The following is a 23705-nucleotide window of genomic DNA, read 5'->3' on the forward strand; positions in this document are numbered from 1 at the left end:
TTTATGGACGGAGTGCGGTTAGGCCTGCTTGTCGCGCGCAAAAACGGCGTCGAATGCGCCGGCTGCCGGCTTGAAATCCAGCCGCTTGCAGAACGCCGCGCTCTCGGTAGCGCCGTGCACGCGGTCCATGCGGCTGTCTTCCCACTCCACCGAGAGCGGGCCCTGGTAGCCGATGTCGTTGAGCGCGACGATGATGGATTCGAAGTCGATCATCCCGCGCCCCACGCTGCGAAAGTCCCAGTTCCGCCGCGCGTCGCCAAAGCTGGTGTGCCCGCCGAACACGCCCACCGTGCCGTCACCCTTGCCCCACCACACGTCCTTCATGTGGGCGTTGTAGATGCGGTCGGCAAACTGGCGGATGAACCTGATGTAGTCCACGCCCTGGTAGGCCAGGTGGCTCGGGTCGTAGTTGAAGCCGAAGCGCTTGTTGCCGCCCACAGCTGCAATCGCTCGCTCGGCGGAGGCGATGTCGAACGCGATCTCGGTAGGGTGCACTTCGAGCGCGAAGTTGATGTCGTGCTGCTCGAACACATCGAGGATGGGGCCAAAGCGCTTCGCAAAATCAGCAAAGCCCTTGTCCCAGTATTCCTGCGTGGTGGGCGGAAAGGCATAGATCGAATGCCACACCGACGAGCCGGTAAAGCCCGTCACCGTCTTCACGCCAAAGTTCGCGGCAGCGCGCGCCGTGTCTGCCAGCTCGCTAGCTGCGCGCTGGCGCACCCCCTCGGGCTCGCCATCGCCCCACACATGGGGCGGCAGGATGGACTGGTGGCGCTCGTCGATCAGATCGCACACGGCCTGGCCCACCAGGTGGTTACCGATGGCAAAACATTGCAGGCCGTGCTGGGCCAGCAGCGCATGTTTGTTTTTGACGTACTGGGGCGAAGACAGCGCATCCTGCACGTTGAAATGGTCGCCCCAGCAGGCCAGCTCCAGGCCGTCGTAGCCCATGCTTTTGGCCAGGGGCGCAAGTTCTGCCAAAGGCAGGTCGGCCCACTGGCCGGTGAAGAGGGTGACGGGTCTTGGCATGGCGGCTCCAAGGGACGTTGGGTTGCAGGTTCGAAGCGGCTATAAGCTATATTTTCAATAGCTGCTAGCGCTTACTGGATAAGCGCTAGAGGCCAATTTGGCTTGATTTTTCACACATCTCAGATCGCCCCTCACTCCCTCTCCCCTGGTGGGAGAGGGCCGGGGAGAGGGGGGAGTGAAACGGGCACGGCGCGGGTGCAGCCCCCCCTCTCCCCCACCCTCTCCCGCGAGGGGAGAGGGAGTCAATCCCCAGCGCCGCTGAGGGTGCGGGGGCTGATGTCCTCATCTGAGGGATGTTCCTGATCAGGCAACTTGACTCACATTGACGCCATCAGAACGGTGAGTCCGGGAAGTAGAAATCCTTGGCCGTTTCCTTGGTGATCAGCACCGACGGAATGATGGTGTTGGCGGGCAGTTTCTCGCCCTTGATGCGCGCCTCGGCCGTGAGCTTGATCGAGTCGTAGATGAACTTGGGGCTGTACGACACGTTGGCCTGGATGAGCGGGTTGCTGCCATCCATCAGCGTCTTGATCATGCCCTTGGCACCTGCGCCGCCAAACACCAGCTTGATGTCCTTGCGCTTGGCCTGCTCGATGGCCTTGAGCACGCCAACGGCCATGTCGTCGTCGGCGGCCCACACGGCGTCGATCTGCGGGAAGCGGGTCAGGTAGTCCTGCATCACCTTGAAGGCGTCGTCGCGGTTCCAGTTGGCGTATTTGGCGTCCAGCAGCTTGATGCCGGGGTGGTTCTTCAGCACGCTGTTGAACGCGTCCATGCGCTCGTTGTCCAGCGTGGTCGCAATGCCGCGCATGGCCACCACATTGCCCTTGCCGCCCAGCGCCTTGGCGATGTACTCGGCCGGAATCTTGCCAAACGCCGTGTTGTCACCGGCCACATAGGCGTCCTGCGCGCTGGTGTCGGTCAGGCCCCGGTCCACCACCGTCACGTACACGCCCTTGGCTTTCACCTGCGCCACGGGCTTGGTCAACGCGGCCGATTCAAACGGGAAGATGACCAGCGCATTGATCTTGTTCACCGTCACCAGGTCTTGCAACTGGTTGGCCTGCTCGGGCGCACCACCTGCGGTCTTCACGATGACCTGCAGGCCGGGGTGGGCCTTTTCCAGGTCCTTCTTGGCCTGGTTAGCCCAGTACACGATACCGCCCGTGAAGCCGTGCGTGGCCGACGGAATGGCCACACCCACCACCGTCTTGTTGGCCTGCGCCATGGCAGGGGCGGCCAATGCGAAGGCGGCGGCGCCCACGGCCGAGAGGGCCAGGCGGCGGGTGAAAGAAAGTTGGCTGTTCATGCGTTGTCTCCTGTTGCTTTGGAATATGGCCATGGAAGCTGGCCGGCTGGGGAACACCTCGAAAAACAAATGCACGCAAAGAGTGGCTGGAAAACTCAGCGAAGCGGTCCTGGCTAGGCGCTGTGTCGCAGACAGTGCGAGTAGCACGGCAAGACACTGCAACAACGCCAGGAGAGTTGTTCCAGCCACTCCATCACCGCTTACCGCGCTGCATGAAGGCCACGGCAATAATCACGAACCCCTGCACCGCCGCATTCAGGTACACGCTGATGATGCTGGTGAGGTTGAGGATGTTGCTGATGACCGAGAGCAGGATCGCGCCCACCACCGTGCCGGTGATGCTGCCCGCCCCGCCCTTCAACACCGTGCCGCCCACGATGACGGCGGCAATCGCCTCCAGCTCCCACAGCAGGCCCGTGGTGGGCGATGCAGAACCCAGGCGCGGCACGTACAGCAGCGTGGCAATGCCCACGCAAACGCCCAGCAGCATGTACGTGAGGATCTTGATCTTGTGCACGTCCACCGCCGCGTACTGCGCCACCTGCTCGTTGGAACCGATGGCCTGCACATAGCGGCCATAGGCCGTGCGGTTCAGGATGACGCCGCCCACCACCGCCACCAGCAGGAAGATCCACACGGGGATGGGCACGCCCAGCAGGTTGGCGTAGTACACCGGGCTGTAGATGTCCGACAGATCGTTCTCCAGCGTGATGGCGCCGCCGTTGGAGAAGTACGTGAGGTACGCACGGAAGATGCCCAGCGTGCCCAGCGTGACGATGAAAGGCTCGATGCGCCCCTTGGTGATGAGCAGGCCGTGCACCAGCCCGAACACCGCGCCCAGCACCACCGCCAGCAGCATGCCCACCACCACGGCCGCCATGGGCGAGCCCAGCACGGGCGCCATCGCGTTCATGAACAGGATGACCGAGCCCGCAATCAGCGCCGCCATCGACCCCACCGACAGGTCGATGCCGCCCGAGATGATCACAAAACACATGCCCACCGCGATGATGCCGATGAAGGCCGTGCGCGTGAGCACGTTCATCACGTTGTCGTAGGTGGCGAAATTGCTATTGAGCAGCGTGCCCGCAATGCACAGCAGCACCAGGCCGATGACCGGGCCCAGCCCGTGCAGCTTGCCCCACCAGGCCGTGGCGCCGCCGTGGCGACCCGCTGCGGTGGTGGCGTTTTCAGCGGGTACCTGTGGCATGGGCAATCAACTCCTCTTCGGTCAAATTAGGCTCTTGGAGCGTGGTCTGCAGCCGCCCGGCGCGCATCACCGCCACGCGGTGGCACAGGCCGATCAGCTCCATCAGTTCGGACGAAATCACCACAACAGCAAGCCCCTGCTCTGCCAAGCGCTGCACCAGGTGATAAATCTCGCGCTTGGCGCCCACGTCCACGCCGCGCGTGGGCTCGTCCAACACCACCACGCTGGGGCCGGGGTGCAGCACCTTGGCAAGCGCCAGCTTTTGCTGGTTGCCGCCGGATAGCGACGACGCGCGCACGTCCAGCGACCCGGTGCGGATGCCAAACTCCTGCACCGCACCACGCAGCGCGGCCTGCTCGGCTGCCGGGTCGAGCCAGGGCTTGGCATAGCGCTCCAGCGCCATCAGCGTCAGGTTGGGCCGCAGGCCAAAGTGCACATGCAGGCCCTTGCCCTTGCGGTCTTCGCTCAGATACGTCAGGCCGTGGCGCGCGGCATCGCGCGGGCTTTTCAAATTCACCGGCTTGCCCGCCAGCTCCACCGAGCCGGCCGAGCGCGGGCGCAGGCCCAGCAAGCCCTCGAACAGCTCGGTGCGGCCAGCGCCCACCAGCCCGGCAAAGCCCAGAATCTCGCCACGCCGCACGTCAAAGCTCACCTCCTCGGCCCAGCCCGGCACCGTGAGGCCGCGCACCTTGATGGCCGGCTCTCCACCCGCAGGCGCAGGCAGCTTGGGCGGGAACAAATCCGCCAGCTCGCGGCCCACCATCAGGTTGGCCATCTGCCGCCGCGTCACGCTGGCCGTGGCCTCGCGCGCCACCAGCAGGCCGTCGCGCATCACCACCACCTCGTCGGTGGTGCGCTCCACTTCATCGAGCTTGTGCGATATATAGATGATGGTCACGCCCGCCGCCTTCAGCCCGGACATCAGCGCAAACAGGCGCTCCGTTTCGCCCGGTGTCAGCGTGGCGGTGGGCTCGTCCATGATGAGCAGGCGCGCATTGCGGGCCAGCGCACGGGCAATCTCCACCAACTGCTTTTCGGCCACGATGAGCTTCTTCACGCGCGTGTCCGGGTCCAGCGGCAGGCCCACCTGTGCCAAAGCAGCGCGCGTTTTCTCGCGCATCGCCTTGTCATCCAGGAAGGGGCCCTTCTTGATCTCGTGACCCAGAAAGATGTTCTGCGCAATCGTCAGGTCGTCCGCCAGGTTGAACTCCTGGTGGATCAGCACAATGCCCTGCGCCTCGGCCGCGCGCGAGCCGCCGCCCGGGGCGCGCACGGCACCGTCCACCACCACCTCGCCAGTGGTGGGGCTCTCGTACCCCGCCAGAATCTTCATCAGCGTGGACTTGCCCGCGCCGTTCTCGCCCAGCAGGCCGTACACCCGGCCCGGCTGCAGCGCAAAGCCGACGCCGTGCAGCACGCGCACGGGGCCAAACTCCTTGGTCACATTGCGGAACTCGACGGCTACGCTCATCGCGCTGCCCCTGTTCCTACAACTGCTCCAACGCCCGCACCCACCACCGAGCCCGCGCGCGACAGGCTCTCCTGCATCGCCAGCACACCCGCGCCCACCACACCGGCATCGTCGGCCAGCGGCGCGTATTGAATCTCCAGGTGCCGCGTAGAAAGCGCCAGCGAGCGGTGGTACACGCTCTGCCGCACCGACGCGAGGAACAGCGGCCCCATGTCCGTCACCCGCCCCGCAATGAACACATGCGACGGGTTGAAGAAGTTGACGATGGACGCCAGCATCTGTCCCACCAGGCTGCCCGCGCGCTGGATGATGGCGTTGGCCGCCACATCGCCCGTGCGGCTGGCCTGGGCCACGTCTTCAATGGTCAGCGTGCCCGTGCTTTGCAGGCGCTCGGCCAGCATGGCGCTTTCGCCGCGCTGCGCGGCCTCCATCGCCATGCGCGCCATGGCGGGCGCTGCAGCCATGGCCTCCACGCAGCCTTGGTTGCCACAGTGGCAGCGCGGCCCGTGCTGGTCCACACAAATGTGGCCCACGTCGCCCGCCGAGCCATTGGCGCCCCGGTACACCTGCCCGTGGCACACAATGCCGCAGCCAATGCCCGTGCCCACCTTGATGACCAGGAAGTTGGGCAGATTGCGCTGCAGCCGGTACATCTCGCCCAGCGCCATCAGGTTCACATCGTTGTCCACAAACACCGGCGCGGCAAACGCCTCACGCAGGTAGTCGCGGATCGAAAAGCCGTCCCAGTCGGGCATCAGCGGCGGGTTGACGAGTTGCCCGCTTTCAAAATCCACCGGCCCCGGCACGCCCATGCCAATGGCAATCACCTGGTGGGCGGCCAGCCCGCAGCGCGCCAGCAGCTCCCGCATCAGCCCCCGCACCCGCGCCAGGATCACGCCCGGCCCCTGGCGCACATCAATAGGCTCGCGGTGCCGCGCCAGCACCGTCATGTCGGGCCGCATCACGGCAACCTGCATGCTGGTCGCGCCCAGGTCGGCGCCAATCACCACGCCCAGGGTTTCGCTTAAACGCAGGGTTTCGGCCCGCCGGCCGCCAGAGGATTCCTGCAGGCCCACCTCGTCGAGCAGGCCTTCATCGAGCAGCGCCGCCACCATGGCGTTGGCCTTGCTCTTGGAATAGGCCAGGCGCTGCGCCAGCGCGTTGCGCGACGCGCCGGCGGACCAGAAGATGGTCTGCAAGACGCTCAAGTCTTCAGTGCCGCAGTGACTCCAGCGGGTGGATGGCAAGGCTTGTCTCCTGTCATTTTGTTGTGCAGCGCCTCATGGGGGTGGGTGCTTGACAGGGATGCTATGCGGTCTACTTTGGCCGGGCAAGACTGAACTTCGACCCACTTCAGGTCAAACATAGCGCTTTAAGCTAAAGCTGGACCTCTGCTTTGATGTCAATGAGCCATTGCCTAATTTGTCCAGACGTCAGGCATTCGTTGTTCCCTTTCTCATAGGTTGCCCCATCAGTAGCCATTCCCACAACTTCGAGTTCTGCATTGAGCAAAGGCCCGCCGCTATTTCCTTTACGAATTTGCTGACTAGTTTCCAACTTCTGAGTAGCGCTTCGCGAATAAACTGAAGTTACCTCACCATTAACCACAGTAACAGGCCTACCGTTAGACCAATTGGGAAAACCCAAAAGGCAACTTTTTTGCCCAACAGTTGCAGAAGCCTGAGAAAGCTTGAATCGCCGAATATATTCAGGACCGTCGCCACTAAATTTTAGCAATGCAACATCATAGTGTTCATGTACCGCAACAAGCTCAACAGGATACTCCTTCCCTCCAGGTATCAAGACAGTGTGCCTTGCTTGCTCCAGCTCACCCATTGCATCATCTTTTTCATCAGAGGAAAGCTCATTTGAGACCACATGCTCACAAGTGAGCAAATAACCTTGCCCCACAAAAAATGCAGTGCCCTGCCTTTCGAAAATCAATTCATTTTTTTCGAACCACTGAGCCTGAAGAACAAACACAGCATGCCTAGCGCCATTTGCAGTGGTAACCGAATAATCAATTGGCAGAGGTTTACAAGGGGGGACTTCTCCCACCACCCCTATCGCGACAAGTTTATTAAACTTGCTTGCTAAACGCCCATAAATTTCGTCATCCCCACCTCGCACCATTTTAAGATACAAGAGGCGTCCTTTTAAATTGAAACATAGCTTCGGAACAGTATTCGAAACCCTAATTCTTTTGTAAGGGGTCTCTTGCCACCTAGCCTCCGCCAACTTGTATCCGTGCACCTCCCAACTGTGCAGCGCGCCCCTGATAGAGTCAATATATTGACGACGGACGTTCGGGAAATCGTTAACAGTGAGCCCAGTAATTTCTTGACGATGAGAAGATGAACTCAGCCTAGACTTCTCATCGTTTAATGCAAACCCATTTGCAGCAATTACAGCCTTCAACTCATCGCCAATGTTTACAGCCTCCCCATTAAAACTGCAAATATTAGCAGGAAGATTGTCCGCCATCTTAGCCACAAAGGACATGGTGATATCATCACAATATCGCGTATAGACAGCCCGATATTTTCTTGCTAACGCACTCAAATCATTATCTAGCTTTCGACAGACCAGATTTGACAAGATGGGAGAAGTGGGAGAACCTTGAGCAAGAACCCCGTTATGGCAACACAAATGCGCCAACATTGAGGCAACTGAGTACGAAAGATTAAATGGACGCTTGAGAAAAACCCCACGAACCCTATAAAATGTGATTGTTGGAAAAAAGTTCTCCAAATCCACATTTAATATAAATCTAGGATTTCTCTCGGAATGCTTTGAAGCATTAGTTACAACATTTCGCCCAGGAACGAAGCCATGAACGCAGGCCTTCGGTGGATCGATCTTTGCAACTAAATAACTCAACAATCTCTGCTGCAGGATTTTGAGTTTTTTACGAGGAGCAGCAATTGCCCTCTTTCCACCTGACTTCTTTGGAATATTGAATTCCCGATAGCGTGGCTTTGGATAAATTAGGGCTGCAATCTTCTTGTAATCTTCCAGAAGAACAGTAGATGCAAAATAACGAACATCTATTGCCAGCACCATTTCATCAAATGCATCTGCCATCGAAATCTCACAAAAGGTGCCACCTCGACTTCTTTCTCATCTACCCAGCGCGGAATACTTGCAACGCGCGGAAAACACTAGTACGAGGGTTACTTTTACACCATCAGCTGCGTTAACGCGGCCAAATTAAGCTCCATCGAGGTGGCGGCTCAGTGTAACAGACAGTTTATTGAAATGACAAAGATTAATTACTAACCTCACATTCACTCCCAACCAAACCGACCCACCCCCTAAACGCAAAACCCATATAAAACATCCGCACATCACCAAACCCCGCCTCACGTATAACCGCCTCATCCTCCTCCGGCGTCAGCACCGCCAGCTCCGCCGCCACCTTGTCCCGCGCCCGGGCCGCATGCTCCGGCGGCACGCCGGACGCGACCTGAAACGCGGCATAGCGCGACAGCCACAGATCGCGTTCCCCTTCCCCACCCTCGCCGCCAGCGCCCACCTCATCCGCCACACTCAAATGCGCCACCACCAGCGGCGCGCCGGGCTTGAGCCGCCGCCGGATCTCCGCCGCCATGGGCACGCGCTGCTCACGCGGCACAAAGTGAAAAGTCAGCAGGCACGTAGCGCCATCAAACGGCCCGGCCGGTGCGCTCTGCATAGTGCCGTGGTGTAGCGCCACGCGGTCGCCCGACACACCCGCGCTCTGCAGCCGCTGCGCGGCCAGGTCCAGCATGGGCTTGCTGGGGTCCACGCCATCAAACCGCCAGCCGGTTTGCGCCAGCGCCATGTCTTCCAGCTCCAGCCCGCCGCCTGCGCCCACCACCAGCACGCGGCCGTTGGCGGGCACGCGCTCGGCCAGCAGGATGCGGGACATGCGCAGCAGGCTGTCGTAGCCGGGCACGTTGCGGCGGGGGCCTTCGGCGTAGCGGGCGACGGCGGCGGGGTCGGTGAAGGGGGAGGCGGTGGGTTGGGTCATGGTGTGTTGCGTGTGGTGGATACGCGCTTTTGCGTTGAGCTTGTCCAACGGCATTGCCAGGTCAGCGCAGGGTTTCGACAGGCTCAACCCGAACGGTCAGGGGTGGGCAACGTCTGAAAAAATCAAGCCAAATTGGCCTCTAGCGCTTATCCATCAAGCGCTAGCAGCTATCAATTCAGTAGTTTTCTGTTCGTGCGCCAGCACTGTTTCTGGTTGCATGCTAGCATCACGCAACTTTAAATGTTGCATGAAACGAGATAGCCGACTTTCCAATGTTCTCCACGCGCTGCTGCACATGGCAGAGATGGAGGGGCCCGCTACATCTGAGGCGATGGCGCAGGCCATGCAGACCAACCCGGTGGTGGTGCGCCGCCTGATGGCGGGGCTGCGGTATGCGGGCTTTGTGTCGTCGGCCAAGGGGCATGGCGGGGGGTGGGTGCTGTCGTGCCCGCTGGCGGACATCACGCTGCGCGACATCTACGAGGCGCTGGGCGCGCCCACGCTGCTGGCGGTGGGCAACAGGGTGGAGAGCCCCGGCTGCATCGTGGAGCAAGCGGTGAACCGCGCGCTGACCGATGCCTACCAGGCGGCCGAAGAAGCGCTGCTGGCGCGGCTGGGCGCGGTGACGCTGGCGCAGCTGTCGGCCGAGTTTCATGAACGCATGGTGGCCGGGTGCCACGGTCACAAGGAGATTCAGCATGGCGACAGCGGCAATGACAACCACCCAGGCGTATGAGGTGATCGTGATAGGCGGCAGCTTTGCCGGCCTGTCGGCCGCCATGCAGCTGGCGCGCGCCCGGCGGCGGGTGTGTGTGGTGGACGCAGGCCAGCCGCGCAACCGGTTTGCGGCGGCGTCGCACGGCTTCTTCGGGCAAGACGGCGAGCCGCCGCTGGCGATGATCGAGCAGGCGCGGCGCAAGCTGGCGGCCTACCCCACGGTGGGTTTTGTGCAGGGCACGGTGGTGTCGGCCACGGCGCAGCAACGCGCTGGGTCACCAGAGAACGGGTTTGAAGTGGTGCTGGACGATGGCACGCACATGGAGGCGCACAAGCTGGTGCTGGCGTTTGGCGTGCAGGATGGCTTGCCCGAGATTGCAGGCCTGCGCGAGCGCTGGGGCGCATCGGTGCTGCACTGCCCGTATTGCCATGGCTACGAATTTGCGGGCCAGCGGCTGGGCGTGCTGTACCACTCGGCAGGCTCGGCCATGCATGCGCAGCTGATTGCCGACTGGGGCCCGACCACCCTCTTCCTGAACGGCGACACCACGCTGGAGAGCGCCGAGCGCGAGCGGCTGCTGGCGCTGGGCATAACCATCGAGCCCGCACCCATCGCCGCGCTGGAAGGCCCAGGCCAGGCGCTGCAGGGCATGCGCCTGCAGGCCACCGGCAGCGGAGATGCGCGCGTGGTGCCGCTGGATGCGCTGTATGTGGCCGCTACCACCCGCCCAGCCAGCCCGCTGGCCGAGCAGCTGGGCTGCGCGTTCGACGATGGGCCCATGGGCCCGTACCTCCGCACCGATGCGAACAAGATGACCACGGTGCCCGGCGTGTATGCCGCAGGCGACCTGACGCTAATGCGCCACAACGCCACGTTGGCCTCGGCCGAAGGCGTGCTAGCGGGTGTGGGGGCACACCAGGCGCTGGTGTTTGGGCAATAAGAGCAGCTAACAAAACTCTTCTGGCGTTGTTGCCGCGTCTTGTCGTACTGCCTGCGACGCAGCGCCTAGCCAGAACCGCTTCGCTGATTTTTGTCAGCCGCTCCAAGTAGCGCAGCGCTGCCGCGGCACCAAGCCACAAAGTAGCAAGATCGGCTAAGTACCGGGGCGCAAGCTGCGGCACACTCTGCGGCCATGAGACTGGACCAGAGCGCCGATCAGCACTACCGCGACCGCGTGGCCCGCGTGGTCGCCCACATCGTGGCGCACCCGCTGGCAGCGCATCGGCTGGAGGACCTTGCCGCCATTGCCCACTTCTCCCCTTTCCACTTCCACCGCGTCTACAGCAGCATTGCGGGTGAAACCGTGGCCGCCACGGTGCGCCGCGTGCGCCTGGCCTTGGCCACGCGGCTGCTGGAGCAAGGTGGGCAGAGCATCACGCAGGTGGCGCTGGAGGTGGGCTACGACAGCCCGCAGGCCTTCACCCGTGCGTTCAGCCAGTTCACCGGGCAGTCGCCACGGGCGTTCCAGCGGGACATGCACCGCCTCATCCTTGATTCAGGCGCCGCAAACGAGCACGCAAACGCGCATACAAAGGCCGAGCAAACGCTGGCCGTGCAGATCGTCGAGCGCCCGGCACAGCGCCTGCATGCGCTGCGCCACCAGGGGCCGCCATCCACCATCCCCCACACGCAGCGGCGGCTGTACCTGCAGTGCGGGCAGCGCGCAGCCCACCGGTTGGGCGCATCGTGCGGAGTCCCGCAGGACGTGGGCGGCGGCTTTCGCTACTACGCGGCCGTGGTGCTCCCCGACGCGCCCTCGGAGGCAGACAACGGGCTGGAACGGCTGGACATCCCCGCAGGGCTGTACGCACGCCACACGCTCACCGGCCCCTATACGCGCATCAACGCGGCACTGGCGGCCATCCACACGCGCTGGCTCCCCGCCAGCGGCTACGAGCCGGACGACCGCCCCACGCTGGAGCACTACCTCAACTCCCCCCGCAACGCCGCGCAGGCGGACCTGCGCACCGACCTGCTGATTCCCATCCGTCCCACCACCTCCCTATGACCCGTTTTCGCTGGCTCTTTCGTTCCCTTTTGCCCGCAGCGCTGTGCTGCGCCGCCACCCTGGCCCACGCTGCAGGCTTTGCCTTTGTCGAGGTGCCTGCAGACAAGGACGGGCCCGCGCTGCGGGGCGCCGTGTGGTCGCCCTGCAGCACGCCGCCGGGCCGCATTGACCTGGCGCCGCTGGTGCTGCAAGGCACGCGTGACTGCCCCGTAGCTGGCCAGGGCCTGCCGCTGGTGGTGGTGTCGCACGGCGCGGGCGGATCGGCCCTGGGGCACCACGACACGGCGGCCGCGCTGGCCGACGCAGGTTATGTGGTGGCCGCCATCAGCCACCCGGGCGACAACTTTCAAGACCTGAGCCGCCAGGGCTACCTGTCGGCCTTTGCCACGCGGCCGGTGGACATGAAGCGGCTGACGGATTACATGCTGGGCGCCTGGCCCCAGCGCGCGCAGCTGGACGCGGGCAAGGTCGGTTTCTTTGGCTTTTCACGCGGCGGCTACACGGGCCTGGTGGCCATCGGCGCCGTGCCGGACTGGACGTCACGGCAAGACCTGTGCTCGCCGCTATCCACCCGGCCCTTGTGCGGCGAGATCCGGCGCAAAGAAATCCCCGCCACTCCTGCGCCGGACCCGCGCATTCGGGCGGCAGTCATCGTCGACCCCTTGAGCGTCTTCGATGCCAAGGGCCTGGGGCACGTCAAAACCCCCATCCAGTTGTGGGCCTCGGCGCTGGGTGGTGATGGCGTAACGCTGCAAAGCGTGGAGACCGTGCGCCAGGGCCTGCCCAGCGCGCCCGACTGGCATCTGGCGGCCAACGCCGGGCACTTCGCCTTTCTGGCGCCTTGTTCGCCTGCGTTGGCCGACGTGGCACCGGAGATTTGCCGTGATGCACCGGGGTTTGACCGGGCGGCTTTTCACCAGGGTTTCAATGCCCAGGTGCTGGCGTTCTTTCAGCGGCACATCGCGGCAGCCAAACCGCCCTGAGCGCAGTTCGGCATTCGTCGCGCCCACGCTGCCCGTGGGTTGACGCAGCCAGCGCCTGCCACCTACACTGCCAACCTCGCATCTGGTCCTTGGGATCGGAGCGACCGCAAAGCCCTCCACCACCGTTGAGGGCTTTTTTTCGTCCGCCCTATGGAAAGCTCTCCCTGCTTGCAGAGAGGGCTTTTTGCATTTCTGGAGCCTTTTTCTCATGCACACCGCTTCAACCCACCCCGCCCCCCGCATTCACCTGGTCATCGGCCCGGTGGGAGCGGGCAAGTCCACCTTTGTGCGCCACCTGGTGCAGCAGCACCGCGCCGTGCCGCTGAACCTGGACGACTGGATGGCCACGCTGTTCTCGCCCGACCGGCCCGACACGGCTGACATGGCCGATGTGATGGCCTGGTATGTGCCGCGCACGCTGCGCTGCCTGGCGCAAATCTGGAAGACCGCAGAGGCCGTGCTGGATGCGGGCAACGATGTGGTGCTGGAGGTGGGACTGATCCAGCAGCACCAGCGCGACGCCTTCTATGCCCGCATGGGGCCGTGGGCCGACGCCATGGTCGTGTATGTGCTCGATGCTCAACGCGAGGTGCGCCGCGAGCGTGTGTTGCGGCGCAATGCCGAACAGGGAGAGACGTTTTCGATGGTGGTGCCGCCGCACATCTTTGAGCTGGCCAGCGACCTGTGGCAACCGCCCGGCGATGTGGAGTGCGCGGAACGCACCGTGGTGTTTGTGCCGTTGGCGGAGCGGTAGGCCGTGGTTGCAGCTGTGCCTGCACGCAGGCCCTTCCGTGGCGATGGAAGTGCCCCGGGGCCAGACCACCTCGACTACATGAACTGCGCGCGCAGCCCCACCATGAGGCGCCTGCCCGCGGCGGGCTCGAAGTAGCGGCCGTTGGCGTCGTTCACGATGAGGGTGGCTGCGTGGTGGCGGTTGAACACGTTGTCGAGCCGGGCCCAGAGCTGCCAGCGCGTCGTGCCTGCACCTGCACCTGCACCTGCTTGTTGGCCGCCCCAACCGTAGGCCGCGTGCAGGCCCAGCACGACAAAGCCTGCGGCCCGCTCGCTGTTGACATCGTTGGCAAACACCGGCCCCGACACGTTCGCCGTGGCACCCAGTTGCCAGCGTGCGGTGGGCGCGTAGTCGATGGCAAGTTGCGCAGCGTGCCGCGCTGTGCCCGGCAACTGGTTGCCTGCGGCGACGTTGGCGCCCCCTGCCCCGGCGTAGGCGCTGCCAAAGTGGGCATCCAGGTACGTGTAGCTGGCGCGCGGGGCCCAGGTGCCCCACTGTGCACGCCAACCCACTTCAAGCCCCCGGCGCCGCACGTTGTCCACGTTCTGGAACACCGAGCGGCCATTGACCGTGGCCACGGGCACGATCTCGCCTTGGCTGCGGGTGTCGAACCATGCCAGCTCCAGCTGCTGGTGGGCGCCCTGCCATTTGGCGCCCACCTCCCACTGGCGGCTGCGGGCGGCAGACAGGCCGAAATTGGGGCCGGTGTTGCCGGTGCTGTAGGCCATCTCGGCCAGCGTGGGGGTTTCAAAGCCCTGGCCTGCATTGGCGTACAGGTTGAGCTGGTCGGTGGCAGCCCACACCAGACCCAACGCGGGGCTGGTGTGGCGCCAGCTGCGCGCGCCACTGTCGTCGGGGTTGGCGGGGGTGACGTAGCGGTCATCCACCTGCACGCGCACCTGGCTGGCGCGCAGCCCGGCGATGGCGCGCCAGCGCTGCGAGAGCCAGGTGTCTACCTGGGCATACACATCGGTGTTGGCGGCACTGTCTTGCTCGTCGCGCCGCAGCGCACCGCTGGTGCCCGCGTTGTTCACGAACCCTTGGCGGTGTTCGGACAGGCGATTCGCCTCTGCCCCCACCGTCCACGTCAGCGGCAGGCCCGAGGGCAGGCGCACGGCCCGCGTCCAGGTGGCGGCCGCGCCCTGGTAGCTGCGGTCCAGGTCCACCACCCCGCCTGCGCTGTTGGCCGCCGCGCCGCTGAAAGACAGGTACTGCGTGAGCTGCCGCCCACCGCCATAGGCGCGCAGCCGCACGCTGTCGGTGTCGCTGAGCTGGCGCTCCAGCACCAGGCCCAGCTGGCTCTGGCCCACCGACTTGCGGGTGTTGAAGGTGGTGGCCAGGGCGCTGGCCTGGCGCGGGTCGCCATCGAACTGCGCGCGCGTGAGGCCCAGTGGGTCTTGCGCCATGGGCTGGTCGTACAGGTTGACCAGGGCCGTGATGCGCGTGCGGCTGTCGGGCTGGGCCTGCAGCTTGGCGTTGAGGTGCGTGCGCCGCGCGGCGCTGTGGCCGCGCCAGCCCTCGGTTTCGAAGTGCGACATGCCCACCAGCCCGCCCAGGTGCTGGTCGCCAAAGTCAACCGATGCGTCCGCCAGCCGCTGGCCGGACGCGCCCACCGCCACCCCCGCCTGGGCGCCACCGCCGGGCCGGGGCGCGCGGGTGGTGACCTGCACCACGCCCCCTGCCGCGTTGCCATACAGCTGCGCGAGCGGGCCGCGCAGCACTTCAATCTGGCTGGCCGAAGGCAGGTGCGCGGTGGCCGCCTGGCCCTGGCCGTCGGGCATGGTGGCGGGGATGCCATCCACCAAAATGCGCACGCCCCGCACACCAAAGGTGGCGCGGGAGCCAAAGCCCCGCACCGCGATCTGCAGATCCTGCGCGTAGTTGCCCCGGTCTGTGGCCACCACGCCAGCCTGCCCGGCCAGCAGCTCCGACAGGTTCACCAATGGCGTGGGGGCCGTGAAGGCATCCACGGCCACGCTGCTGTGGCTGGCGGCACTGTCAAACTGGCGCTGCGCCTGCGCGCTGCCGGTGACCTGCTGGGCTTCAAGTGTGGGGGGCGTGGTGGGCAGTGACTGGGCGGGATCGGCCGGGCTATCTTGCGCATGGGCATGGGCGTGCGCCACCACACACGCGCAACCGGCCAGGATGCGGGCAACCTGGGTAACTTGGGCGGCGTGGGGCCAATGGGTGGCTGCAAAAGACATGGGTGCCGATTCCTGGTTGGGGAATTTCTGAACGGGGCTCTACGGAGCGTCGCGTGGCGGGCACAGGGGCCAAGCCCCGCAAGCCGCAGGATAGTCTGCTGTGGCCCCGTGACGGTCATGCGAACCACCGCAACGAAGGGCCGAGCACCTACGCAGACGTCATTCAGACCGCACCACGCGCCAGACCACGTTGCCCACGTCGTCGGCCACCAGCAACGCTCCCTTGCCGTCCAGCGCCACGCCCACGGGGCGGCCATAGGCATCGCCGTCCTTGCTCAAAAATCCCGTCAGAAACGCCTGGGGAGGCCCCGAGGGGCGCCCGTCGGCAAAAGGCACGAACACCACGTTGTAGCCCGTCAGCTCCTTGCGGTTCCACGAGCCGTGCTGGCCGATGAACGCGCCGCTGGCGTAGGCGCCTGGCATGCGGGCGTCCGAGAACGCCAGGCCCAGCGGCGCAACGTGTGAACCCAGCCCAAAGTCGGGCGCGATGGCCTTGGCCACCATGTCGGGGTTGGGCGGGTTGACACGGGTGTCCACATGCTGGCCCCAGTAGCTCCAGGGCCAGCCGTAAAAGGCGCCATCCTTCACCGAGGTGAGGTAGTCGGGCACCAGCTCGTTGCCCAGCTCGTCGCGTTCGTTCACCACCGTCCAGAGCAGCTTGCTCTGCGGCTCCCAGCCCAGGCCGTTGGGGTTGCGCAGGCCGGTGGCAAACAGCCGCTTGCTGCCAGTCTCCACGTCCACCTCCCAGATGGCGGCGCGGCCCTCTTCCGCCGCCATGCCGTTGTCACCCACATTGCTGTTGGAGCCCACGGTGGCATACAGCTTGCGGCCATCGGGGCTGGCGATGATGTTCTTGGTCCAGTGGTGGTTGGCCCCGGCGGGCAGATCGGTGACCCTGACGGGTGCCGTGTTGACCGAGGTCTGCCCGGCTTCGTAAGGCACCTTCACCACACCGTCGGCCGTGGCAATGAAGAGCTGGGTGCCCACCAACGCCATGCCAAAGGGCGAGAGCAGGTTTTGCATAAAGGCGGTGCGCACATCCGCCACGCCGTCACCGTCCGTATCGCGCAGCAGCGTGATGCGGTTGGCGCTGGGCGTGCCAGCACCAGCGCGTTTCATCACCAGGCCCATGGCCAGGCCACGCAGGCCGTCGGAGTGCACGTTTTTGGCGCCCTCTGCAGGCGGTGGCTTGTTGCTTTCCGCCACCAGCACGTCGCCATTGGGCAGGGTGTAGACCCAACGGGGATGGTCCAGCCCACGCGCCAGCGCCGTGACCTTGAACCCCGCAGGGGCCTGCGGCTGGGTGCCCTGCGGCCAACCCTGTGCAGGTGCGATGTTGAAGGTGGGCACCAGGCCACTTTTTTCGGGTGCAGGCAATTGCGGGTTCGGACCCAGGCCGGGGCCAAGGGTGGCCGGCTGGGCCAGGGCCAGAGCCATGGACCCTGCCAGGACCACCGCCAGCGGCCCCTGGGTGAAGCGGTGGGAGCAGAGGTGCATTTTCATCAACGCAGTATGGGCGGCCCGATTTGCGGGCAGCTGTAGGCCAGTGCCGTCAGTTCCGCATGTGATGGCGGCGTGTGACGGCGGCGTGCGCACCGTGCACCCACATAGAGGCAGCGGGCACACACAATGCCGCGTCGATTTTTGTCTTTGTAGCCTTGGATGCCCTCCTGCGCCGCGCCAAGGGCATGGTGGCCAACTGGCCCAGCGCGTGGGGAGGGTTGTCGGTGCTGCCGCCGGACCCTGTGCTGGCTTGAACGGGCTGGCGGGAGGTGCGTTTTGACCTCGGGCCGGACTTGGGTTCGGATCATCGGTCGGTGGTGGTGCAACTGACGGAATCGCTGTAGTGCACACCACCCGAATACTACTGATTTGATAGCTTGAAGCGCTTATCCATCAAGCGCTGGATGCCTTTTTCGGCATAATTTCTGCGGAGGCGTTCCTCTACGGCCTGCGAGCACAACGGGCCGTTCACGCTGAGCCTGCCCAATCACCTGGTGGGCCATTGACAGGCGCGGCCCGAACGGATTTGCGCCATCTACCCCCATCCAGCACGACGTTCCCGGCGGGGGTAAGTTGTGGTGCCGTCAACAGCCGTTCGCGTGCACGGCAGTGCCTGGGTTGAGCTTCTGGCACGCTTTGACCTGGTTGGATTTGACCCGGTTATCCACCCAAATAGTGATGTGCGGATCCGTGGCCTGATGGCAGCCTTTTTCGACCTCGACCACACCACACGAGTCCAGAATCTGGCTGGCCAGGGGTGCGCTGGAACGGCGGTCCTTCGCATTGTTGAGGAACGCCTCAATCTGAGTCTGGGTGTAGGGCTGCCCGGTGGCGCCGTTGTTCACATCGTTGTTGTTGGGTTGATTCCACTGAGGCTGGAATACATAGGTCGGCCTCGCAAAGGCTGTGCCGCACAGCAGCAACACGCAGACCGCAGTCATGAATTTTTTCATTGCCAAGTTCCCCTTCATGCCTACTCTGTGACGATTTTCGGCGCCCTCGGCTTCATCACGTGTTGATGAAGTGAGCGCATGGTGGCGCCACCAAAGCGGTTTGGCGATTACAGGAAATTACAGCGAAGCTGCTCCCAAACGTTTGGCGCATTTCACACATTGAGCGTGGGAGCGGGCCTGATCAGCGACTTGCGGTGATGGAGCCCGGAGTACCCACCCCCTTCGAGCGGGGCCGCCGAATCGTCCACAGCGCCACAGCCATCAGCCCCACGCCGCCCAGTTGGATGGGGCTGAGCGTGCGGCCATACACCACCCAGTCCACCAGCACCGCCGTGAGCGGGTACACAAACTGCAGCACCGCAATGCGCCCCAACCCCAGGCGCGACATGCCGGCAAACAGCACCACATACGCCAGGCCGGTGTGCAGCACGCCCAGGCCCAGCAGCCAGCCCCACGCGGCGCCCTGCTGCGGCCAGCCCAGCACAAAGGGCGCCCACACCAGCGCCACCGCGCCCACCAGGCACTGCCACAGCGCCATGGCAAAGGGGCTGATGGTTTTCTGTGTGTTGGCGAGCAGCGTCACGCCCGCATAGCAGAGCGAACCGCCCAGGCACATCAGCACGCCAGCCACATAGCTGCCGCCGCCGGTGCTGCTGGCCGCTGCGGCGGCTGCGGTGCCGTCGAGCAAGCCCGTGGTCAGCACCAGCCCGCCCAGCGCGGCCAGTGTGGCCAGCCACTGCGTGGGCGACACGGCCTCGCGCAAGAACAACGCGCCAAACACGATGACCCAGATGGGCTGGATGTGAAAGATCACGGTGGCCACGGCAATCGATGTGCGTGGGATGGCTGCAAAAAACAGCGCCCAGTTGAGCACCATGAGCACGCCCGTAGCGCAGGCCACCCAGCAGGCACGGCCGTGCAGAAAAAGTTGCTGTCCCCGCCCCGTGGCCAGGCACCAGGCCAGCAGCGCCAGTGCACCGAATACGCAGCGGAACCACACGGTGACCAGCGGGTGCTGGCCCGCCTCTTCCACAAACACGCCGATGGTGCCCAGCAGCACGCCACCGGCGACGAGCAGCCACTGGCCGTCGCGCTCGCGGGTGATGGCATTGGCATTGACGGGCAGCGGTGTGGTGGCCAAGGAAGGCGATGCGACGGTGCTGGCTTTGGAGTGGTTCATGCCGCCGATGCTCACGCTTTACAGGCATCCTGTAAAACGGATAAATCGAACAGCTACCATTCGATAAACGAATCTACCAACCCACTGGGGATGACCCCACCACCTTCGTCACTGGTCCGACCGATAAAGGCCTCCATGAACTATCCAGACTTTCAGATCGACTGGCTGCGTGCCTTTGTGGCCGTGGTGGATGCAGGCTCGCTCTCGGGCGCGGCGCCGCTGGTGCACCGCTCACAGTCGGCCGTGAGCATGCAGATCAAGAAACTGGAGGCCGCGCTGGGCCGCCCGGTGCTGCTGCGCGGGCCGCGCCACCTGGAGGTGACGCCAGCGGGCGCCGAACTGCTGTCGTATGCGCGCCGCGTGCTCGATTTGCAGGCTGAGGCACATGCCGCATTGTTTGGCCCCAAGCTGGCGGGCCGGGTGCGGCTGGGGGTGCCCGACGACTATGCGTCGGCCTACCTCACGCCAGTGCTGCGCAGCTTTTCGCACCGCTACCAGGGGGTGGAGATTGAGCTGACGTGCGAGCAGTCCACGTCGCTGATCCCGCGTGTGGTGAAGGGCGAGCTGGACCTGGCGCTGGTCTCGCAGGACAAGCCGCAACGCGGGCGATTCTTGTTCGGCGAGCCGCTGGTGTGGGTGGGGGCCGCCCAGTTCGAGGCCTGGCGGCGCGACCCGCTGCCGATTGCGGTGTATGAATCGGCCAGCATGGCCCGGCAGGCCACCCTGGCCGCGCTGGGCACGCGGCGGCGGACCTACCGCATCGTGTACCACAGCTCCAGCCTGGCGGGCCAGCTGGCTGCTGTGGAGAGCGGTTTGGCGGTGGCGGTGCTCACGCGGTGCAGCGCCCCGGCCCATTTGCAAATCCTGCAGAACCTGCCGGCGGAGTTTGACCTGCCGCCGCTGGCTTCGATGAACGTGGCGGTGCTGCGCAGCAAGGTGTCGCTGCGCTCACCGGCTGTGGATGCGATGTACGAGCAGATGGTGCGGACCTTGGGCCGACGGGGCGAACTCCTGCCCAAGGCCTGAGAACCTGTTCAAAATCTTTTCGGGGATCGCATTGGAGTCCAATCGGGAGGAGTGGATGCTTCGGATGCGCCGCATGGGCTCGTGCCCATGCAAGCAGCCGGGGCTTCCAATCGCCCGATTTCACTCCAACCCTTCGGGCAAGTGCCTTGCCGGGCGGTCTGCGGCGTTGCTGCGCTTGCATCCCATCCCGGCAAGGACCTTGTGCGACCGCGAAAAGATCTTGAACAGGTTCTGAGCCCTCCATGGGTTCAGGGCCTCAGGCCGCCAGGATGTGCTCTACCAGTTTCTCGCGCGGCCCCAGCAGCGCATCGCCTCCGATCAACCGCAGCGCACCGCCCTGCCCCGCCACCACCAGTTGCGGCACGCCCCGGGCACCCACGGCACGCAGCGTGGCCTGGGCGCGGGCTACGCGCTCGGCCACCACGCTGTGCAGTGCGGCGTCGGGTGCCAGCGTCAACGCGGCGGCATCGGCCAGGCCCAAAGCCCGCAACAGGTCTGCCAGCACCTCCGGTTCTGCGGTGTCGCGGCCTTCCACATAGCGCGCGTGCTGCAGTGCGTGCAAGGCTCCCAGTTCATGCGCAGGCGCGGTCTGCGCCACGGCAGTCAGCGCGAGGGTGGCAGGGCCTGAATCAAAGCGGCCGGACGCAGCACCCAAAATTTGGTCGCGGTAGGCCTGCGTGAAGGGCTGGCCTGTGAGCTGCTGGATGCGCTGGTCGTTGGACCAGGCATAGGCGGCAAACTGCGCGTCCATGGGCCGCGCGCCTGCGCCCGCAAACAGGCCGGAGGGGGCCAGCACCACCTCGACATCCTTCTGCGCTTGCAGGAACTTGAGCGCGGGCGCGGCGGCATAGCACCAGCCGCACAAGGGGTCAAACAAGTAGGTCACGGTGACGTTGGGCATGGGTCAGGTTCTTTCTTGAGGGTCTGATGTTTCGGACGCAATCAGTGCGGCTTCAAACGCCGCAATCTCTTCGGCCAGCGTGCCCCGGCTGCGGAAATGGCGGGCGGCGCGGTCGTACCAGTTTTCGGCGTCTTCCAGGTCGCCCTCTTGCAGGTGGAGGATGCCGTGCAGCCACGCGCCGAGCATGGAGCCGTCGTGTTGCACCAGATCGTGCGCCGCGTTCCAGCGCCCGGCGTGCAGGTGCTGCAGGACTTGTTGGAGCGGGTGCGTAGTCACGATCTGGTTCCTTTCTTTCAACAACTTGCTTTGACAGCTTTCAGCACGTCATCTCACCACTTCATCTCGCCCTTGTTGACCTTGGCACCGATGTCCAGCGACAGGCCCATGGGCGCTGCGGGGTAGGCCTTCTTCATCGCGTCGATGAGTTCCGCACTCGTCTTGGTGGCAGCGGCGTTTTTCTCAAACGCTTGCAGGTAGCCCTTGGTGTAGCTGATGTTGGCGGCGTCCAGCGCGCCACCTGCGGGCATGTGGCCGGGCACCACCACCGTGGGCTGAAGCGCGGCCATTTCGTCGAGCTGGGCCACCCAGGCGCTGCGCTCGGCCACGGTTTGTGTGTCGGCCGTCCACACATGGGTGTTGGTGCCCACCACGCCAATGTTGCCCACGATGGCCTTGATGGACGGGATCCACGCATACGGGCGGTGCGCCAGCAGGCCGGTGGTGCCACGGATCTCGACCGCCTGGCCGTCCACGCTCAGCGTGTTGCCCGCGATGGCCTTGGGCAGCACGGGCGTGCGCGGTGCATTGGCACCCATCTTGGGGCCCCAGAACGAGAGCTTGGTAGCGAGCTTGGCATTGATCTTCTCCAGCACGGCGGGCGTGGTCACCACGTCGGCCTTGGGGAAAATTTCTTTCAGCGTCTCGACGCCAAAGTAATAGTCGGGGTCGGCCTGGCTCACGTAGATGGTCTTCAGCTCTTTGCCCGTGTCGAGTACGTTGGCGGCAATGCGCAGCGCGTCGGCGCGGGTAAAGCCTGCATCGATAACCATGGCTTCCTTCTCGCCATAGACCAGGGTGGAGTTGACGTTGAAGCTGTTGCCGTCGGCGTTGTAGACCTTGACCTGCAGTGGCTGGGCGGCCTGGGCGCCGGTGAAGGCAACGGCGAGGGTGGCGGCGATGAGGGTGGTGCGGAACATGGTGGTTTCTCCAGGGTTTTGAGAGGTTGTGCAGATGACGGAATGAAGTTTATTTGCGCAAATCGATCCAATAAACCCGATAATTCGCGCATATTTGTTTCACGAATCGATCAAATAACCCCTTATGGACCGCCTGACCGCCATGCATGTGTTTGCCGAGGTCGCCACCAGCGGCAGCTTCAGCGCCACGGCCGACAAGCTTGATATGTCGCGTGCCATGGTCACGCGCTATGTGGGCGAGATGGAGCAGTGGCTGCAGGCGCGGCTGCTGCAGCGCACCACCCGCAGCGTGACGCTGACCGACGCGGGCGAGCACGCGCTGCGCCGCTGCCAGCAGATGCTGGCGCTGTCGCAAGACCTGGAAGAAGAAACCGCAACCACCACCGAGGGCGCGCTGCGCGGGCAACTGCGCATCACCTGCAGCGTGTCGTTTGCGTTTGCGCAGATGGGTGCGGCGATTGCGGAATTTCTGGCGCAGCACCCGCAGCTAAAGATCGACCTGGACGCAAGCGAAGGATCGCTGAACCTGGTGGAAAAGCGCATCGACCTGGCGATCCGCATCAGCGCCGAGCCCGACCCGCTGCTCATCGGCCGGCCGCTGGCGCGGTGCGATTCGGCGCTGGTGGCATCGCCCGCCTACCTGGCCGCGCACGGCGTGCCCAAGTTGCCTGCCGACCTGGCGCAGCACCGTTGCCTGAGCTATGCGAACTTTGGCAAAAGCGTGTGGCAGCTGACGCGCGGCGAGGTGGTGGAGCGCGTGGGCGTGAGCGGCCATTTCAGCGCCAACGAGGCCACCACGCTGATGCGCGCGGCGCTGGCGGGCGGCGGCATTGCGATGCAGCCGACGTATCTGGTCAACCCCTACCTGCATCGTGGCGAGCTGCAGGCCGTGCTGCCGGACTGGGACTTGCCGGTGATGACGATCTATGCGCTGTACCCGTCGCGCCGGCACTTGTCGCCTGCGGTGCGGGCCTTGCTGGATTTTTTGGTGGCCCGGTTTGCGGGGGTGCCGTGGTGAGGGATGGTCGCCTCGGCTGAATTACTACCAATTTAATAGCTGCCAGCGCTTATCCATCAGGCGGTAGAGGCCTATTTGGCTTGATTTTTCACAACCCTTTGAAAGCGCGCTGACACTCCCTCTCCCCTGGTGGGGGAGAGGGGGAGCATGGGGCGCGGCGCTCGGAAGAAGAGCCCCCTCTCCCCCGCCCT

General features: G+C 64.5%; 21 protein-coding genes. 7 read left to right on the forward strand and 14 right to left on the reverse strand.

The window, feature by feature from the left end:
• Positions 1 to 18: 18 nt before the first annotated feature.
• From C8C93_RS09655 to C8C93_RS09685, 7 genes are all read right to left on the reverse strand, one after another.
• The gene (locus tag C8C93_RS09655) at positions 19 to 1029 is read right to left on the reverse strand and encodes a sugar phosphate isomerase/epimerase (protein WP_121506724.1); all 1011 of its coding nucleotides are present in this window, start codon (positions 1027 to 1029) and stop codon (positions 19 to 21) included.
• 331 nt (positions 1030 to 1360) lie between these two features.
• A complete protein-coding gene (locus tag C8C93_RS09660; RefSeq protein WP_121506725.1) occupies positions 1361 to 2338 on the reverse strand; it encodes a substrate-binding domain-containing protein in 978 nt (325 codons plus the stop codon).
• Positions 2339 to 2531: 193 nt separating this feature from the next.
• The gene (locus C8C93_RS09665; RefSeq protein WP_199727007.1) at positions 2532 to 3548 is read right to left on the reverse strand and encodes an ABC transporter permease; all 1017 of its coding nucleotides are present in this window, start codon (positions 3546 to 3548) and stop codon (positions 2532 to 2534) included.
• A complete protein-coding gene (locus C8C93_RS09670) occupies positions 3529 to 5019 on the reverse strand; it encodes a sugar ABC transporter ATP-binding protein (protein ID WP_121506726.1) in 1491 nt (496 codons plus the stop codon). Before C8C93_RS09670 ends, C8C93_RS09665 begins: the two co-directional genes overlap by 20 nt.
• The gene (locus tag C8C93_RS09675; RefSeq protein WP_370108663.1) at positions 5016 to 6266 is read right to left on the reverse strand and encodes an ROK family transcriptional regulator; all 1251 of its coding nucleotides are present in this window, start codon (positions 6264 to 6266) and stop codon (positions 5016 to 5018) included. The genes C8C93_RS09670 and C8C93_RS09675 overlap by 4 nt, the downstream gene beginning before the upstream one ends.
• Positions 6267 to 6396: 130 nt before the next feature.
• Positions 6397 to 8103, reverse strand: a complete 1707-nt coding sequence (locus C8C93_RS09680; protein ID WP_121506728.1) for a trypsin-like peptidase domain-containing protein — start codon at positions 8101 to 8103, stop codon at positions 6397 to 6399.
• Between the two features lie 184 nt (positions 8104 to 8287).
• Complete coding sequence (locus tag C8C93_RS09685; protein ID WP_121508726.1) at positions 8288 to 9031, reverse strand: class I SAM-dependent methyltransferase; 744 nt, start codon at positions 9029 to 9031, stop codon at positions 8288 to 8290.
• Between the two features lie 247 nt (positions 9032 to 9278).
• On the opposite strand from C8C93_RS09685, the gene C8C93_RS09690 reads away from it, so the two are divergent.
• From C8C93_RS09690 to C8C93_RS09710, 5 genes are all read left to right on the forward strand, one after another.
• Positions 9279 to 9767, forward strand: coding sequence for an Rrf2 family transcriptional regulator (locus tag C8C93_RS09690; protein ID WP_121506729.1), 489 nt, complete (start codon positions 9279 to 9281; stop codon positions 9765 to 9767).
• Positions 9745 to 10689 carry an NAD(P)/FAD-dependent oxidoreductase gene (locus C8C93_RS09695; RefSeq protein WP_121506730.1) on the forward strand — a complete coding sequence of 315 codons (945 nt, stop codon included), beginning with the start codon at positions 9745 to 9747 and terminating at the stop codon, positions 10687 to 10689. The genes C8C93_RS09690 and C8C93_RS09695 overlap by 23 nt, the downstream gene beginning before the upstream one ends.
• 192 nt (positions 10690 to 10881) lie before the next feature.
• The gene (locus C8C93_RS09700) at positions 10882 to 11757 is read left to right on the forward strand and encodes a GyrI-like domain-containing protein (protein WP_121506731.1); all 876 of its coding nucleotides are present in this window, start codon (positions 10882 to 10884) and stop codon (positions 11755 to 11757) included.
• On the forward strand, positions 11754 to 12740 hold the full coding sequence (locus C8C93_RS09705) for a dienelactone hydrolase (protein WP_121506732.1): 987 nt from the start codon (positions 11754 to 11756) through the stop codon (positions 12738 to 12740). The genes C8C93_RS09700 and C8C93_RS09705 overlap by 4 nt, the downstream gene beginning before the upstream one ends.
• Before the next feature lie 208 nt (positions 12741 to 12948).
• On the forward strand, positions 12949 to 13494 hold the full coding sequence (locus C8C93_RS09710; protein ID WP_121506733.1) for an AAA family ATPase: 546 nt from the start codon (positions 12949 to 12951) through the stop codon (positions 13492 to 13494).
• 74 nt (positions 13495 to 13568) lie between these two features.
• Here the strand turns inward: C8C93_RS09710 and C8C93_RS09715 are convergent, their stop codons facing one another.
• The 4 genes from C8C93_RS09715 to C8C93_RS09735 form a co-directional block, all read right to left on the reverse strand.
• Positions 13569 to 15737, reverse strand: a complete 2169-nt coding sequence (locus C8C93_RS09715) for a TonB-dependent receptor (RefSeq protein ID WP_121506734.1) — start codon at positions 15735 to 15737, stop codon at positions 13569 to 13571.
• Positions 15738 to 15896: 159 nt separating this feature from the next.
• Positions 15897 to 17240, reverse strand: coding sequence for a sorbosone dehydrogenase family protein (locus C8C93_RS09720; protein ID WP_199727008.1), 1344 nt, complete (start codon positions 17238 to 17240; stop codon positions 15897 to 15899).
• Between the two features lie 584 nt (positions 17241 to 17824).
• Positions 17825 to 18193 carry a hypothetical protein gene (locus C8C93_RS09730; protein WP_147433748.1) on the reverse strand — a complete coding sequence of 123 codons (369 nt, stop codon included), beginning with the start codon at positions 18191 to 18193 and terminating at the stop codon, positions 17825 to 17827.
• Positions 18194 to 18374: 181 nt separating this feature from the next.
• Positions 18375 to 19373, reverse strand: a complete 999-nt coding sequence (locus C8C93_RS09735) for a DMT family transporter (RefSeq protein ID WP_121508727.1) — start codon at positions 19371 to 19373, stop codon at positions 18375 to 18377.
• A gap of 135 nt (positions 19374 to 19508) precedes the next feature.
• Between C8C93_RS09735 and C8C93_RS09740 the strand changes: the two genes are divergently transcribed.
• Positions 19509 to 20399 carry a LysR family transcriptional regulator gene (locus C8C93_RS09740; protein WP_121506738.1) on the forward strand — a complete coding sequence of 297 codons (891 nt, stop codon included), beginning with the start codon at positions 19509 to 19511 and terminating at the stop codon, positions 20397 to 20399.
• 256 nt (positions 20400 to 20655) lie between these two features.
• Here the strand turns inward: C8C93_RS09740 and C8C93_RS09750 are convergent, their stop codons facing one another.
• The 3 genes from C8C93_RS09750 to C8C93_RS09760 are packed head-to-tail and all read right to left on the reverse strand — an operon-like array spanning position 20656 to position 22496.
• Positions 20656 to 21300: a DsbA family protein gene (locus tag C8C93_RS09750; protein ID WP_121506739.1), complete on the reverse strand. Its 645-nt coding sequence runs from the start codon at positions 21298 to 21300 to the stop codon at positions 20656 to 20658.
• 3 nt (positions 21301 to 21303) lie between these two features.
• A complete protein-coding gene (locus C8C93_RS09755; protein ID WP_233559301.1) occupies positions 21304 to 21576 on the reverse strand; it encodes a hypothetical protein in 273 nt (90 codons plus the stop codon).
• Between the two features lie 53 nt (positions 21577 to 21629).
• Entirely contained in the window at positions 21630 to 22496 is an 867-nt protein-coding gene (locus C8C93_RS09760; protein WP_121506740.1) for an MBL fold metallo-hydrolase, read from the reverse strand.
• 124 nt (positions 22497 to 22620) lie between these two features.
• Between C8C93_RS09760 and C8C93_RS09765 the strand changes: the two genes are divergently transcribed.
• On the forward strand, positions 22621 to 23514 hold the full coding sequence (locus C8C93_RS09765; RefSeq protein WP_121506741.1) for a LysR family transcriptional regulator: 894 nt from the start codon (positions 22621 to 22623) through the stop codon (positions 23512 to 23514).
• The last annotated feature ends 191 nt before the right edge of the window (positions 23515 to 23705 follow it).

Source organism: Acidovorax sp. 93 (assembly GCF_003633835.1).
GTDB lineage: Bacteria > Pseudomonadota > Gammaproteobacteria > Burkholderiales > Burkholderiaceae_C > Acidovorax > Acidovorax facilis.

Excerpts from the sequence above, each read along its gene's own strand:
- C8C93_RS09655 (WP_121506724.1), bottom strand. The coding sequence starts at position 1,029 with ATGCCAAGACCCGTCACCCTCTTCACCGGCCAGTGGGCCGACCTGCCT.
- C8C93_RS09660 (WP_121506725.1), bottom strand. The coding sequence starts at position 2,338 with ATGAACAGCCAACTTTCTTTCACCCGCCGCCTGGCCCTCTCGGCCGTG.
- C8C93_RS09665 (WP_199727007.1), bottom strand. The coding sequence starts at position 3,548 with ATGCCACAGGTACCCGCTGAAAACGCCACCACCGCAGCGGGTCGCCAC.
- C8C93_RS09670 (WP_121506726.1), bottom strand. The coding sequence starts at position 5,019 with ATGAGCGTAGCCGTCGAGTTCCGCAATGTGACCAAGGAGTTTGGCCCC.
- C8C93_RS09680 (WP_121506728.1), bottom strand. The coding sequence starts at position 8,103 with ATGGCAGATGCATTTGATGAAATGGTGCTGGCAATAGATGTTCGTTAT.
- C8C93_RS09685 (WP_121508726.1), bottom strand. The coding sequence starts at position 9,031 with ATGACCCAACCCACCGCCTCCCCCTTCACCGACCCCGCCGCCGTCGCC.
- C8C93_RS09690 (WP_121506729.1), top strand. The coding sequence starts at position 9,279 with ATGAAACGAGATAGCCGACTTTCCAATGTTCTCCACGCGCTGCTGCAC.
- C8C93_RS09695 (WP_121506730.1), top strand. The coding sequence starts at position 9,745 with ATGACAACCACCCAGGCGTATGAGGTGATCGTGATAGGCGGCAGCTTT.
- C8C93_RS09700 (WP_121506731.1), top strand. The coding sequence starts at position 10,882 with ATGAGACTGGACCAGAGCGCCGATCAGCACTACCGCGACCGCGTGGCC.
- C8C93_RS09705 (WP_121506732.1), top strand. The coding sequence starts at position 11,754 with ATGACCCGTTTTCGCTGGCTCTTTCGTTCCCTTTTGCCCGCAGCGCTG.
- C8C93_RS09710 (WP_121506733.1), top strand. The coding sequence starts at position 12,949 with ATGCACACCGCTTCAACCCACCCCGCCCCCCGCATTCACCTGGTCATC.
- C8C93_RS09715 (WP_121506734.1), bottom strand. The coding sequence starts at position 15,737 with ATGTCTTTTGCAGCCACCCATTGGCCCCACGCCGCCCAAGTTACCCAG.
- C8C93_RS09720 (WP_199727008.1), bottom strand. The coding sequence starts at position 17,240 with ATGAAAATGCACCTCTGCTCCCACCGCTTCACCCAGGGGCCGCTGGCG.
- C8C93_RS09730 (WP_147433748.1), bottom strand. The coding sequence starts at position 18,193 with ATGAAAAAATTCATGACTGCGGTCTGCGTGTTGCTGCTGTGCGGCACA.
- C8C93_RS09735 (WP_121508727.1), bottom strand. The coding sequence starts at position 19,373 with ATGAACCACTCCAAAGCCAGCACCGTCGCATCGCCTTCCTTGGCCACC.
- C8C93_RS09740 (WP_121506738.1), top strand. The coding sequence starts at position 19,509 with ATGAACTATCCAGACTTTCAGATCGACTGGCTGCGTGCCTTTGTGGCC.
- C8C93_RS09750 (WP_121506739.1), bottom strand. The coding sequence starts at position 21,300 with ATGCCCAACGTCACCGTGACCTACTTGTTTGACCCCTTGTGCGGCTGG.
- C8C93_RS09760 (WP_121506740.1), bottom strand. The coding sequence starts at position 22,496 with ATGTTCCGCACCACCCTCATCGCCGCCACCCTCGCCGTTGCCTTCACC.
- C8C93_RS09765 (WP_121506741.1), top strand. The coding sequence starts at position 22,621 with ATGGACCGCCTGACCGCCATGCATGTGTTTGCCGAGGTCGCCACCAGC.